Annotated in this window: 12 protein-coding genes; 11 read left to right on the top strand and 1 reads right to left on the bottom strand. The window is 74.1% G+C overall.

Going from position 1 to position 13,067, the window contains the following annotated elements; all coding sequences use genetic code 11:
- Nucleotides 1-34 precede the first annotated feature (34 nt).
- The 8 genes from hrcA to era all read left to right on the top strand — a co-directional run bounded on the left by hrcA (nucleotide 35) and on the right by era (nucleotide 8,353).
- Complete coding sequence (gene hrcA / locus AVL62_RS14730; protein ID WP_058892409.1) at nucleotides 35-1,054, top strand: heat-inducible transcriptional repressor HrcA; 1,020 nt, start codon at nucleotides 35-37, stop codon at nucleotides 1,052-1,054.
- Between the two features lie 94 nt (nucleotides 1,055-1,148).
- A complete protein-coding gene (gene dnaJ, locus AVL62_RS14725; protein WP_058892408.1) occupies nucleotides 1,149-2,273 on the top strand; it encodes a molecular chaperone DnaJ in 1,125 nt (374 codons plus the stop codon).
- Nucleotides 2,274-2,276: 3 nt separating this feature from the next.
- Entirely contained in the window at nucleotides 2,277-3,014 is a 738-nt protein-coding gene (locus AVL62_RS14720) for a 16S rRNA (uracil(1498)-N(3))-methyltransferase (RefSeq protein WP_058892407.1), read from the top strand.
- Nucleotides 3,011-4,408, top strand: coding sequence for an MFS transporter (locus tag AVL62_RS14715; RefSeq protein ID WP_058892406.1), 1,398 nt, complete (start codon nucleotides 3,011-3,013; stop codon nucleotides 4,406-4,408). The genes AVL62_RS14720 and AVL62_RS14715 overlap by 4 nt, the downstream gene beginning before the upstream one ends.
- A gap of 13 nt (nucleotides 4,409-4,421) precedes the next feature.
- Nucleotides 4,422-5,477, top strand: coding sequence for a PhoH family protein (locus AVL62_RS14710; protein WP_058892558.1), 1,056 nt, complete (start codon nucleotides 4,422-4,424; stop codon nucleotides 5,475-5,477).
- Nucleotides 5,474-5,998, top strand: coding sequence for an rRNA maturation RNase YbeY (gene ybeY / locus AVL62_RS14705; RefSeq protein WP_058892405.1), 525 nt, complete (start codon nucleotides 5,474-5,476; stop codon nucleotides 5,996-5,998). The genes AVL62_RS14710 and ybeY overlap by 4 nt, the downstream gene beginning before the upstream one ends.
- Nucleotides 5,995-7,443 carry a hemolysin family protein gene (locus AVL62_RS14700; protein ID WP_058892404.1) on the top strand — a complete coding sequence of 483 codons (1,449 nt, stop codon included), beginning with the start codon at nucleotides 5,995-5,997 and terminating at the stop codon, nucleotides 7,441-7,443. Before ybeY ends, AVL62_RS14700 begins: the two co-directional genes overlap by 4 nt.
- Nucleotides 7,433-8,353, top strand: coding sequence for a GTPase Era (era, locus tag AVL62_RS14695; protein ID WP_058892403.1), 921 nt, complete (start codon nucleotides 7,433-7,435; stop codon nucleotides 8,351-8,353). The genes AVL62_RS14700 and era overlap by 11 nt, the downstream gene beginning before the upstream one ends.
- Here era and AVL62_RS18260 read toward each other — a convergent pair.
- Nucleotides 8,295-8,567, bottom strand: a complete 273-nt coding sequence (locus tag AVL62_RS18260; RefSeq protein WP_083518990.1) for a PH domain-containing protein — start codon at nucleotides 8,565-8,567, stop codon at nucleotides 8,295-8,297. The genes era and AVL62_RS18260 overlap by 59 nt on opposite strands.
- A gap of 279 nt (nucleotides 8,568-8,846) precedes the next feature.
- On the opposite strand from AVL62_RS18260, the gene dhaK reads away from it, so the two are divergent.
- The 3 genes from dhaK to ptsP are packed head-to-tail and all read left to right on the top strand — an operon-like array spanning nucleotide 8,847 to nucleotide 12,982.
- Nucleotides 8,847-9,848, top strand: a complete 1,002-nt coding sequence (gene dhaK, locus AVL62_RS14690; protein ID WP_058892402.1) for a dihydroxyacetone kinase subunit DhaK — start codon at nucleotides 8,847-8,849, stop codon at nucleotides 9,846-9,848.
- Nucleotides 9,849-9,852: 4 nt separating this feature from the next.
- Nucleotides 9,853-10,479, top strand: a complete 627-nt coding sequence (gene dhaL, locus AVL62_RS14685) for a dihydroxyacetone kinase subunit DhaL (RefSeq protein ID WP_058892401.1) — start codon at nucleotides 9,853-9,855, stop codon at nucleotides 10,477-10,479.
- 10 nt (nucleotides 10,480-10,489) lie between these two features.
- Entirely contained in the window at nucleotides 10,490-12,982 is a 2,493-nt protein-coding gene (ptsP, locus tag AVL62_RS14680) for a phosphoenolpyruvate--protein phosphotransferase (protein WP_058892400.1), read from the top strand.
- Nucleotides 12,983-13,067 lie beyond the last annotated feature (85 nt).

The raw sequence follows: 13,067 nt of genomic DNA, 5'->3' as shown, positions 1-13,067 counted from the left end.
GCCAGCAACCAGCCGCGAGGAAGGAGGAGCCGCCGTGAGCGAGGACCGTCGCCTGGAGGTCCTGCGGGCCATCGTGCAGGACTACGTGCGGACCTCCGAGCCCGTCGGGTCCAAGTCCCTGCTGGAACGGCACCGGCTCGGTGTGTCCGCCGCGACCGTGCGCAACGACATGGCCGCGCTGGAGGACGAAGGACTCATCACCGCCCCCCACACGAGCGCGGGCCGCATCCCCACCGACGCGGGCTACCGGCTGTTCGTCGACCGGCTGCAGCAGATCAAGCCCATGAGCCGGGCCGAGCGCGCCGCCATCGCGCGTTTCCTCGACGGTGCCCTGGACCTGGACGACGTGGTCTCGCGGACGACCCGTCTGCTGTCCAGCCTGACCCACCAGGTCGCGGTCATGCAGTACCCCAGCCTGTCGCGGTCGACCCTGCGCCACGTCGAGCTGGTGCCGGTCGGGGGGACGCGCCTCATGATCGTGCTCATCACCAGCACCGGCCGGGTCGAGCAGCGGGTCGTCGACGTGGGCCGTGACCTCACCCTGGAGCCCGACGTCGTGCCCACGCTGCGCACGCTCGTCAACGAGCTCGCCGTCGGCGAGCTGCTCGGCCGGATCCCCGCCCGGCTGGCCGCGGTGGAGGAGCGGGTGGCCCCGACGGACCGGCCGCTGGCCCAAATCGTGGTGGACACGCTGGCCGAGGCCGCCCAGGAGCGCACCGAGGAGCGCATCGCCATGGCCGGGACGGCCAACCTGGCGCGGGTGGGCAGCGACTTCCCCACGTCGCTGTCGCAGGTGCTGGAGGCGCTGGAGGAGCACGTCGTGCTCCTGCGCCTCATGGGCAGCATGGCCTCCCTCGACGACGGGGAGACGGTCGCCGTCGCCATCGGCACCGAGAACCCCTACGAGCCGCTGCGCACCACCTCGGTCGTGGCCACCACCTACGGCACCGCCGGAGGGCTCGGGGTCGTGGGGCCGACCCGCATGGACTACCCGCAGGCGATGGCCACGGTCCGGGCCGTGGCCCACTACGTCGCCGACATCCTGGACGGGTGAGCCACCTCACGGCATACCCACGCCCGTCCGACCGTTGCACCCTCCGGACCCGTACGAGACCGCACACGACGAGACCGCAAGGACGTCCCACGCTGTGAACGACTACTACACCGACCTCGGTGTCGCCCGCGAGGCCACCCCCGAGGAGATCAAGAAGGCCTACCGCAAGAAGGCCCGCCAGCTGCACCCCGACGTCAACCCCGGGGCCGAGGCCGAGGCGGAGTTCAAGCGGGTGAGCCAGGCCTACGACGTGCTCGGCGACCCCGCCAAGCGCGCCTCCTACGACCGGGGTCAGGACCCCTACGGCGGCGCCACCGGGGGCTTCGGCCAGGGCTTCACCTTCAGCGACATCATGGACGCGTTCTTCGGCGGCACCGCCGCCGGCGCGCGGGGGCCGCGCTCGCGCACCCAGCGGGGCCACGACGCGCTCATCCGGCTCGACATCGACCTGCCCACGGCGGCCTTCGGGGGTGAGCAGACCCTGCAGATCGACACCGCGGTGGTGTGCAGCACCTGCTCCGGCGCCGGGGCGCAGCCCGGCTCCGGAACTCGCACCTGCGACGTGTGCAGCGGGCGCGGGGAGGTCCAGCAGGTGCAGCGCTCGTTCCTCGGCCAGGTGATGACCTCCCGCCCGTGCCAGGCGTGCCGCGGCTTCGGCGACGTCATCGAGCACCCGTGCTTCGACTGCTCGGGCGAGGGTCGGGTCCGCACGCGTCGCGACCTCACCCTCAAGGTGCCCGGCGGCGTCGACACCGGGACCCGGATCGCGCTCCAGGGCGAGGGCGAGGTGGGTCCCTACGGCGGTGAGCCGGGCGACCTCTACGTCGAGATCCAGGTGGAGCCGCACGACGTCTTCACCCGCCGCGGCGACGACCTGCACTGCACCCTCGAGGTGCCGATGACCGCGGCCGCGCTCGGGGCCACCCTGCCCGTGGAGACCCTGGACGGCCCGGTCGAGGTCGACCTGCGCCCGGGCACCCAGCCCGGCCAGACGGTGCCGCTGGCCGGCAAGGGCATCAGCCACCTGCGCGGCGAGGGCCGCGGCGACCTGGTCGTCCACCTCGACGTCAAGGTGCCCACCAGGCTCAACGACACCCAGCGCGACCTGCTGGCGCAGCTGGCCGAGAGCCGGGGCGAGTCGAGCCCGACCGGGCGCATGGGCGCGGCCGGCGGGGTGGGTCGCAAGCACAGCCTCTGGGACGCGCTGCGTGGCAGGTAGGCCGTGAGCGACCCGCTCTTCCTGCTGCCCACGGCCTCCCTCGTCGATGACGACATCGTCCTGGACGGTCCCGAGGGCCGGCACGCGGCGACCGTGCAGCGCATCGCGGTGGGGGAGAGCGTGGTCGTGTCCGACGGCGCCGGACAGGGAGCCCGGTGCCGCGTCGTCGGTGCTGGTGACGATGCGCTGCGCCTCCGGGTGACCGAGCGGCTGGCCGAGGACGCGCCGCAGCGGCGGCTCGTGCTGGCCCAGGCCCTCGCCAAGGGCGACCGCGACCTGCAGGCCGTCGAGACGGCGACCGAGCTCGACGTCACCGAGATCCTGCCGTGGCAGGCCGACCGCAGCATCGTGCGGTGGCGCGGCGAGCGGGCGGCCAAGGCCCTGCGCCGGTGGGACCAGACGATCGTGGCCGCCACCAAGCAGTCGCGCCGGCTCCGGCGGCCGCTGCTCGCCGACCCGGTCGGGCGGCGTGGTCTGCTGGAGCGGGCCGCCGGGGCGGACCTCGTCCTGGTGCTGCACGAGGAGGCCACCGAGCCGCTCAGCACCGTGCAGCTCCCCGAGGTCGGGGAGGTGCTCCTCGTGGTCGGCCCCGAGGGCGGCATCGCCCCGGAGGAGCTGTCCGACCTGCTCGACGTCGAGGGGCGTGCCGTGCGGCTGGGCCGCAGCGTGCTGCGCACCTCCACGGCCGGGCCGGCGGCGCTGGCCGTCCTCGCGGCCGCCTCCTCACGGGCGTGGCGATGACCACCCCCACCCGCGCGGCCGGGGTGCGCGAGGAGCCGCGGTCGATCTTCTCGCCCGGGGTCCGCAGCGCCTCGGTCGGCGCGACCGTGCTCATCGCGATCTTCGCGCTGGAGTACATCGCGGTCGGCGCGGCCATGCCCACGGTGGCCGCCGCCCTGGACGGCTACCACCTCTACAACATGGCGTTCGGGGCGACCGTCGCCGCCAGCGTGGTGGGGATGATCGTCGGCGGCTGGTGGTCGGACCGCTCCGGCCCCCGACCGGTGGTCCTCGGCGGCGGCGCCGCCTTCGTCGCCGGCCTGCTGGTGGCCGGCCTGGCCACCTCGATGGAGGTCTTCGTCGTCGGGCGCGGACTCCAGGGCCTGGGCAGCGGGCTGGCCAGCGTGGCGCTCTACGTCGTCATCGCCCAGCGGGTCCCCGACGCGCTCCGGCCCCCGGTGTTCTCGCTGCTGGCCGCGGCCTGGGTGCTGCCGGGGCTGGCCGGGCCCCTGCTCACCGGTCTGGTCGTCGAGCACCTGTCCTGGCGCTGGGTCTTCCTCGGGGTGGCACCGGGTTTCTTGCTGGCGCTCGTGGTGCTGCGTCCCGCGCTGCGGGCGACCCGGCCCAGCAGCGAGGCCGGTCACCTCCGGCCGGGCATCATCGGCTGGGCGGTGCTCGCCGCCGTGGGCGTCGGCCTGCTCAACCTCGCCGGTGAGCGCATCCAGCCGTGGGAGTACGCCCTGGGCGCGGTCCTGCTGGTCCTGCTCGCCGTCGCGGCCCACCACCTCCTTCCGCGCGGGGCGCTCGCGCTCGCCCGCGGGCTGCCCTCGGTCATCGGCGTCCGCGCCGCGCTCGGCGCCTCCTTCGTCGCGGCCGAGGCCTACCTGCCGCTCATGCTGCGCGACGAGCACGGCTACAGCCCGGCGCAGGCGGGCGGCGTGCTCGCCGCCGCCTCGGTCACCTGGGCCCTCGGCTCGTGGTTCCAGGGCCGGGCGGCCCCCGAGGGCGACCGCTACCGGTTGATGCTCGCCGGCGTCCTCGGGTATGCCGTGGTCATGGCGGTCCTGGGGGTCGGCGTCTGGGGGTCCTGGCCCGGGTGGGTCGTCATCGCGCTGTACGGCCTCGCGACCTTCGGGGTCGGCGTCGCCTACCCCAACACCTCCGTCCTCACCCTGCGGCTGTCCAGCGAGCAGGAGGTCGGCCGCAACTCCTCGGCCCTGCAGGTGGGCGAGGCCCTCGCCAGCGCCCTCGCCCTGGCCGCGACCGGGGTGGTCTTCGGCCTCACCTACGGCACCGCCCCGCACGCCGCCTTCGTCGGGACCCTGGTCGTCTCCGTCGCCGTCGGACTCCTCTCGGTGCTGAGCGCAGCGCGGGCGCGGCCCGCACGGACGGCGTCCGTCGGCCCCGCCGTCTAGGATGGAGACCCTGATGACGCAGACCGACACCAGCCCACGACCCCAGCCCACGCATACCGTCGTCATCCCCGACGAGGTGCCCATGGTCACCCTCCTGGGTCCCCGCGACGAGCTGCTGCGCACCGTCGAGCGCGCCTTCCCCCAGGTGGACGTGCACGTGCGCGGCAACGAGTTCCGGCTCACCGGCGACTCCGCCGAGCTAGCCCTCGTCGAACGCCTCGTCGACGAGCTGCTCGCCATCGTCGGGCGCGGCCAGCCGCTGAACCGGGACGCCGTCGAGCGCAGCATCGGCATGCTGCGGACCGCCACCTCCGACCGACCGGCGGACGTGCTGACGATGAACATCGTCTCCAGCCGGGGCCGGACGATCCGGCCCAAGACCCTCAACCAGAAACACTACGTCGACGCCATCGACGCCCACACCATCGTCTTCGGGCTCGGCCCGGCGGGCACCGGCAAGACCTACCTGGCGATGGCCAAGGCGGTTGCGGCGCTGCAGGCCAAGCAGGTCAACCGGATCATCCTCACCCGCCCGGCGGTCGAGGCGGGGGAGCGCCTCGGCTTCCTGCCGGGCACCCTCACCGACAAGATCGACCCCTACCTGCGGCCCCTCTACGACGCCCTGCACGACATGGTCGACAGCGAGTCGATGTCCAAGCTCATGGCGGCGGGCACCATCGAGGTGGCCCCGCTGGCCTACATGCGCGGGCGCAGCCTCAACGACGCGTTCATCATCCTCGACGAGGCCCAGAACACCTCGCCCGAGCAGATGAAGATGTTCCTCACCCGGCTCGGGTTCGGCTCGAAGATGGTCGTCACGGGTGACACGACGCAGGTCGACCTGCCCGGCGGCACCCAGTCCGGCCTGCGCGTGGTCCAGGACATCCTGGACGGCGTGGAGGACATCCACTTCTCCCACCTCACCAGCCAGGACGTCGTGCGTCACCGGCTGGTGAGCGACATCGTCGACGCCTACGGCCGGTTCGACGAGCGACGCCAGCGGCGGGGCCCGCGGCGCCAGGCGTCCGGGCCGACGGGTGGAGGGTCGCCCGCCCGGGAGGACACCTGATGATCGAGGTGCTCAACGAGTCGGGGGAGGTCCCGGCACCGGTGCCGGAGCAGGAGCTCGCCGACCTGGGGCGGCACGTGCTGGACCAGCTCCAGGTCAACCCCCGGGCGGAGCTGACCATCACCCTCGTGGACGAGGAGACGATGGCCCACCTGCACGAGCGCTGGATGGACCTGCCCGGTCCCACCGACGTCATGAGCTTCCCCATGGACGAGCTGCGCCCCGGAGGCAGTGCCGGCCGACCCGAGGACGACGCGGGCACCGAGGCCGGCGTCCTCGGGGACGTCGTGCTGTGCCCGTCGGTGGCGCGGACCCAGGCCCAGCAGGCGGGCCACGCGGTCGGTGACGAGGTGCTCCTGCTCACCACGCACGGGATCCTGCACCTGCTCGGGTTCGACCACGCCGACAAGGCCGAGGAGCGGGAGATGTTCGACCTGCAGCGCACGCTGCTGCTGACCTTCCTGGCCCAGCGGGGGCGGACCACCCGGGCGGCTGACGACGACGTGGTGGGCCGCACGTGACGACGCTCGTGCTCGTCGCGGTCCTCACGACGACCATCGCCTTCCTGCTCACGGCCGGCGAGACCGCCCTGCAGCGGGTCAGCCTGCGGCGGGCCGAGCAGCTCGTCGAGGAGGGGCGCACCGGGGCCCGGGCGCTGGAGCGCATCGCGGGGGACGCCGCGCCATACCTCGCCGTCGCCGCCTTCGTCCGCGTCGCCGCCGAGGCGGCCACCGCGGTCCTGGTGACCGTGGCCGTCGACATCCGCACCGACTCCCACCTGCAGACCGCGCTCATCGCCGTCGGCATCATGGTCGTCGTGACCTTCGTCGTGGTGGGGGTCTCCCCGCGGACGCTGGGGCGCCAGCACACCGAGCCGGTGGCTCTCGTCGCCGCGCCCGTGGTCCGCCTGCTGCGGCTCTTCCTCGGCCCGGTCGCCAAGCTGCTCGTGCTCTTCGGCAACGCGGTGACCCCCGGGCGGGGATATGCCGACGGGCCGTTCGCCACCGAGACCGAGCTGCGCGAGCTGGTCGACCTGGCGGGGGAGTCCTCGGTGATCGAGGACGACGAGCGGGAGATGATCCACTCGATCTTCGAGCTCGGTGACACCGTGGCCCGGGAGGTCATGGTGCCCCGCCCGGACCTGGTGACCATCAAGGCCGAGAAGGTGCTGCGCCAGGCGATGTCGCTGCTGCTGCGCTCGGGCTTCTCCCGGGTGCCGGTGGTGGGGGAGGACACCGACGACGTGCTCGGCATGCTCTACTTCAAGGACGTGGCGCGCGCGGTCAACAGCCGCCCGGAGACGGCCGGTGTCGTGCCGGTCACGGACGTCATGCGACCTGTCCAGCGGATCCCCGAGATGAAGCGGGTCGACGACCTGCTCAAGGAGATGCAGCGCGGCCGTCAGCACGTTGCCGTCGTCATCGACGAGTACGGCGGCACCGCGGGCCTCGTCACCATCGAGGACATCGTCGAGGAGATCGTCGGCGAGATCACCGACGAGTACGACCGTGACAGCGTGGACGTCGAGGAGGTCGTCCTCGACGACGGGACGGTGCGCACGCGGGTGCCGGCGAACCTGCCGGTCGACGACCTGGCGCAGATGTTCGACGTCGAGATCGAGACCGAGGACGTCGACTCCGTCGGCGGACTGCTGTCCACGGCCATCGGCATGGTGCCCATCCAGGGGGCGGTCGGGGAGGTCGCGGGGCTGGAGCTGACCGCGGAGCGCATGGCGGGACGGCGGCGCCGGGTCGCGACCGTGCTCGTGCGCCGGGTCCCCGAGCCGGAGCCCGAGGCGCCGCTGGAGGACCCGCGCGCCGGCGGACGCCGCGAGGCCGCCGCCTCGGACGACCTGCGCGCCGAGCCGCAGGACGGGCAGGCCGCGGACCGTGCCGCCGACACCCTCGTCGCCGGCGGCGAGCGGTCCACCCACCACGAGGATGAGGTGAGCACCAGTGCCCGATGAGCAGGCCTACCGCGCCGGGTTCGTCAGCCTGGTCGGCCGCCCCAACGCCGGCAAGTCGACCCTGACCAACGCCCTCGTGGGCAGCAAGGTCGCGATCACCTCCTCCAAGCCGCAGACCACGCGGCACGCGATCCGCGGCATCCGCACGACGGAGGAGTCCCAGCTCGTCCTTGTCGACACCCCCGGCCTGCACCGACCGCGATCACTGCTGGGCCAGCGGCTCAACGACCTCGTCCGCGAGACCCTGCTCTCCGTGGACGTCATCGGCTTCTGCCTGCCCAGCGACCAGCGGGTCGGTCCGGGCGACACCTTCATCGCCCGTGACCTGGCCGACCTCCACCGGGCCCGCCGGGTGCCCGTGGTGGCCATCGCCACCAAGTCCGACGCGGTGACCCGGGACCGCCTGGCCGAGCACCTCGTCGCCATCGACGGGCTGGGGGAGTGGGACGCGATCATCCCCTGCTCGGCCACCCGCGGCGACCAGGTGGAGGAGGTCGCCGAGCTGCTGTCGTCCTACCTCCCGGAGTCACCGCAGCTCTACCCCGCCGACCAGATCACCGACGAGTCCACCCTCGTGCAGATCGCCGAGCTGGTGCGCGAGGCGGCGCTCGAGGGCGTGCGCGACGAGCTCCCGCACAGCCTGGCCGTGCAGGTCGAGGAGATCGTGCCGCGCCCGGACCGCCCCGAGGACTCACCGCTCTCGGACGTCCGCGTCAACGTCTTCGTCGAGCGACCCAGCCAGAAGGCCATCATCATCGGCCGGGGCGGTTCCCGACTGCGCGACGTCGGCACCGAGGCCCGGCGGGGCATCGAGGAGCTCATGGGCCACCGGGTGCACCTCGACCTGCACGTCAAGGTCGCCAAGGACTGGCAGCGCGACCCCAAGGCGCTCGACCGGCTCGGCTTCTGATCCCGGCGCCCGCGCCGTGTGCACCCCCGGTCCGACCCGCGGCGGCCGTCACGGCGGTGACCCATCTCCCGCCGTCGGCCCGGAGGTCCGAGAGCTCGGACCAGGAGACCAGCCGTTCGCGCGAGAGATGACCACGCACCGCCAGGCCCTCCTCGCTCGCGTGGGCCGTCGGGCCGGGCGTCCTCCCACCGTGCTGTGCCGTGTCGCCGCTCATGACGTCATCCTGCCCGGCCTCGGCGCGACGCGCCCGTCCACGGCATACCGCGGCGCCCTGTCCCTGCCCCGCCGGTCCCGTCCCGGAGACGCGCCCGCCGCGAGCGGCTCAGCCACGCACGTGAACGCCTGGGCCGGTGCGTCCGAGCGTGTCGTCGGCTGTGGCGTTCACGTGCGCGCCACAGCCGGTGCGGCCGGCGTGCGGCGGGGACGGAGACGGCACCGACCGGCCGGGGCGAGGGCATACCCGGGAGCGCCGTTCCGTGGCAGAGTGGGCACCATGAAGAAACTGCTCAACGACCCCGCTGACGTGGTCGTCGAGGCGCTGGTGGGGATGGCTGCGGCCCACCCCGACCACCTGCGCGTCGACCTGGACCACAAGCTCGTGCTCCGGGCCGGTGCGCCGGTCTCCGGCAAGGTCGCCCTCGTCTCCGGCGGGGGCTCGGGCCACGAACCGCTGCACGGCGGGTTCGTCGGCCGTGGGATGCTCGACGCCGCCTGCGCGGGCGAGGTGTTCACCTCGCCGGTGCCGGACCAGATCCTCGCCGCGACCACCGCGGTCGACGGGGGCGCGGGGGTGCTGCACATCGTCAAGAACTACACCGGCGACGTCATGAACTTCGAGATGGCCGCCGAGCTGGCCGCGGACTCGGGCGTGCAGGTCGAGGCCGTCGTCACCGACGACGACGTCGCCGTCCAGGACAGCCTCTACACCGCAGGTCGTCGGGGCGTCGGGGTCACCGTGCTGCTGGAGAAGATCGTGGGGGCGGCGGCCGAGGAGGGCCAGGACCTCGCGGCCTGCGCGGAGCTGGCGCGCCGCGTCAACGCCCAGGGCCGGTCCATGGGCATCGCCCTGACCTCCTGCACGGTTCCCGCCGCGGGCCAGCCGACCTTCGAGCTGGCCGACGACGAGATGGAGATCGGCATCGGCATCCACGGCGAACCGGGCCGCTCCACCGAGAAGATCGCGCCCGCACGGGACGTCGCCGCCCGCCTCGTCGAGCCGGTCGTCTCCGACCTCGGCCTGGAGCGCGGGGAGTCGGTCCTCGCCTTCGTCAACGGCATGGGCGGCACGCCCCTGCTGGAGCTCTACGTCATGTACGGCGAGGTGGCGCGACTGCTCGAGGAGGCCGGGATCACCGTGGCCCGCTCGCTGGTCGGCAACTACATCACCTCCCTCGAGATGGCCGGCTGCTCGGTCACGCTGCTGCGGGTGGACGAGGAGATGGTGCGGCTCTGGGACGCCCCCGTGGACACGCCCGGCCTGCGATGGGGAGGATGAGCGCATGGCTGACCTCACCGCATTCCAGTCCTGGATCGCCGCGTGCTCGGAGAGCATCACGGCTCACGCCGACGACCTGACCGAGCTCGACCGGGCGATCGGCGACGCCGACCACGGCAGCAACATGAGGAGGGGGCTGACCGCGTGCGCTGCCCTGGCCGAGCAGGAGGACTTCGCCAGCATCGACGCCTACCTCAAGAAGGTCGGGATGACCCTGGTGAGCACGGTCGGCGGCGCCTCCGGGCCGCTCTACGGCACGTTCTTCCTCCGGCTGGCGGGGCCGCTGGCGGCCAGCGAGGACGTCGGTGCCCGGGAGTTCGGCCAGGCGCTGCGCGCCGGTGTCGAGGGCATCGTCGCGCGCGGCAAGGCCGAGGCCGGCGACAAGACGATGTATGACGCGTTCTCCCCCGCGCTGGAGGCGTTCGAGTCCGCGGCCGGGTCCGGGTGCGAGCTGGCCGAGGCGCTGCGCGAGGCGGCGGACGCGGCGGCGCGGGGCCGGGACGCGACCGAGCCCATGGTCGCGCGCAAGGGCCGTGCGTCCTACCTCGGGGAGCGCAGCGCCGGTCACCAGGACCCGGGGGCCACGAGCGCCACCCTGCTCATCGAGGCCGCCGCGAAGACCCTTTCGTGAGCCGGGCGCGATGATCTCGCTGGTCGTCGTCTCGCACAGCCGTGCCCTGGCGCGGGCCGCGGTCGCCCTGGCCGCAGAGATGAGCCCGGAGGACGGGCCCCGTCTGGAGGTGGCCGCGGGGCTGGACGAGGACACGACGGGCACCGACGCCGTCGACATCGCCGAGGCGCTGGGACGGGCGGACGAGGCGTCCGAGGGTGCCGGGGTCCTCGTGCTGGTCGACCTGGGCAGCGCCGTGCTCTCGACCGAGATGGCGCTGGAGATGGTCGACCCCGAGGTCGCGGGCCGGGTGCAGGTCAGCCCGGCGCCGCTGGTGGAGGGGCTGGTGGCGGCCACCGTGGCCGCGGGCACCGGCGCCGACCTGGCGACCTGCTCCGCCGAGGCGCGGCGCGGCCTCGACGCCAAGACCTCCCACCTCGGGGACACCGCGGACGCCGCCGGGCCCGGGGACGGGACGGGCGACGCGGCTGCCGCCGAGGAGCCCGGCGACTGGGCAGGGGTGGAGGTCTCGGTGACGGGGGAGCACGGCCTGCACGCCCGGCCCGCCGCCCGGTTCGTGTCCACGGCGGCCGCCGCCTCGCCCGGCACCCGGGTGCGCGTCCGGAACGTCACCACCGGCGCGGGGCCGGTCGACGCCCTCAGCCTGTCCGGCGTCGCGACGCTGGGCGCCCGCCAGGGCCACGTGCTCGGGGTGGAGGCGACGGGGGAGCGTGCCGAGGAGGTGCTGCGCCAGATCGAGCAGCTGGCCGCGACCGCCTTCGGCGACGAGCCGGGCCCGGCCCAGCCGCTGGCCGACGACGACGCACCGGCCCCCTCGGTGAGCGAGGAGCCGGGGGTGGCCGGCTCCGGACTGGAGGCAGCCATGGGCCCCGCCGTGCTCGACCGGACGGTGCCGGACCCCGACGACGTCGTCGCCGGCAGCGAGCAGGAGGAGCAGGACCGCCTCGACGCCGCCGTCGCCGAGGCCCTCGACGCCCTGGAGCAGCTGGCGGCCCGCGCGCGCCGCCATCTCGGCGACGGGCAGGCGGAGGTGTTCGAGGCGCACGCCGCGCTCCTGCGGGACCCCGAGCTGCTCGGGGACGTCTCCCGGCGCATCGGCACGGGGCAGGCCGCGGTCCTGGCCTGGCAGGACGCCGTGCAGGACGTCGCCGGCCGGTTCGAGGCGTTGCCCGACGCCTACCTGCAGGAACGCGCGCAGGACGTGCGCAGCATCGGTGAGCGCGTGATGCGGGTGCTGCTCGACGTCGGCGAACCCGAGGCCCTGGGGGAGGGCGTGCTCGTCGTGGACGAGCTCGACCCGGCGCTGGCCATCTCCCTCGACGCCGGCGCCATCCGCGGGGTCGTGACGCGGCAGGGCGGCGCCCTGGGCCACGGGGTGCTCATCGCCCGCGCGCGCGGGCTCCCGGTGCTGACCGGCGCCGGCGCGCGTGCCGACGTCGCGGCGGGCACCCTCATCGCCTTCGACGCGCGGGCCGGGCGGCTGGAGATCGACCCCGTGCCCGAGGTGCAGACCGCCTTCTCCCAGATGCTCGAGCGGCGCGCCGCCGAGCGCCAGCAGGCGCTCGCCGACACCCACCTCGCGGTCGTGACGCGCGACGGGGCCCGGGTCACGGTCAAGGCCAACGTGTCCTCGGTCGCCACCGCCCGGCTGGGTGCCGGGCTCGGGGCCGAGGGGTCCGGGCTGGTCCGCACCGAGGCCGTCTTCGCCCAGTGGCACCGCGCCCCGACCGTCGACCAGCAGGTCGAGGTCTACTCCGCGATCGCGCAGGCCTTCGACCCGCACGCGGTGACCATCCGGACGTGGGACGTCGGCGGTGACAAGCCGCTGGACTTCATCCCCATCGAGGAGGAGACCAACCCCTTCCTCGGCGTGCGGGGGATCCGTGCCTTCCGCAAGGACCCGGCCCTCCTGCTCGACCAGCTCGAGGCGCTGTGCCGGGTCGCGCGCGGCCAGCGCCTCAATGTGCTGTTCCCCATGGTGACCTCGCTGGACGACGTGGACTGGGCGCGGGCCCGGCTGCAGGAGGCGGCCCGCCGCGTCGGGCTGTCGGCACCGCCCCACCAGCTGGGCGTCGGCATCATGGTCGAGGTGCCCGCCGTCGCGGTGCGCCTGGCGCGCCTGGCCCACGGCCTCGACGTCATCTCTATCGGCAGCAACGACCTGAGCCAGTACACCCTGGCCGCCGAACGCTGCAACCCGCACGTCGCGACGTGGTCGGACGGGCTGGACCCGGCGGTGCTCCAGCTCATCCGCTGCATCTGCGACCGGGCGCCCGAGGGCGTCGTCGTCAGCCTGTGCGGCGAGCTGGCCAGCGACCCGGACGTCGCCGGGCTGCTCGTCGGGCTGGGCGTGCGCGAGCTCAGCGCCTCGCCCAGCGCGGTCCCGACGATCAAGGCCCGGCTCCGGGCGGGGTCGCTGCGGGGGATGCAGGACCTGGCGGCGAGCGCCGTCACCGCCCGTGACGCGGCGGCCGTCCGCGACCTCCTCGCGCTGCACGCCTGACCGCGCCCGCACCGGACGCGTGCTCAGCCCGCACCGGACGCATACTCAGTCCGCACCGGACGCATACTCAGCCCGCACCGGACGC

The sequence above is a fragment of the Serinicoccus chungangensis genome, from assembly GCF_001483745.1.
Lineage (GTDB): Bacteria > Actinomycetota > Actinomycetes > Actinomycetales > Dermatophilaceae > Ornithinicoccus > Ornithinicoccus chungangensis_A.
Note: the sequence above shows the minus strand (reverse complement) of the source record. Positions and strands in the feature narration are given on the sequence as shown.

Coding starts and splice junctions, on each gene's coding strand:
- AVL62_RS14715 (WP_058892406.1), top strand. CDS start 3,011: ATGACCACCCCCACCCGCGCGGCCGGGGTGCGCGAGGAGCCGCGGTCG.
- AVL62_RS14710 (WP_058892558.1), top strand. CDS start 4,422: ATGACGCAGACCGACACCAGCCCACGACCCCAGCCCACGCATACCGTC.
- AVL62_RS18260 (WP_083518990.1), bottom strand. CDS start 8,567: ATGAGCGGCGACACGGCACAGCACGGTGGGAGGACGCCCGGCCCGACG.
- dhaK (WP_058892402.1), top strand. CDS start 8,847: ATGAAGAAACTGCTCAACGACCCCGCTGACGTGGTCGTCGAGGCGCTG.
- dhaL (WP_058892401.1), top strand. CDS start 9,853: ATGGCTGACCTCACCGCATTCCAGTCCTGGATCGCCGCGTGCTCGGAG.
- ptsP (WP_058892400.1), top strand. CDS start 10,490: ATGATCTCGCTGGTCGTCGTCTCGCACAGCCGTGCCCTGGCGCGGGCC.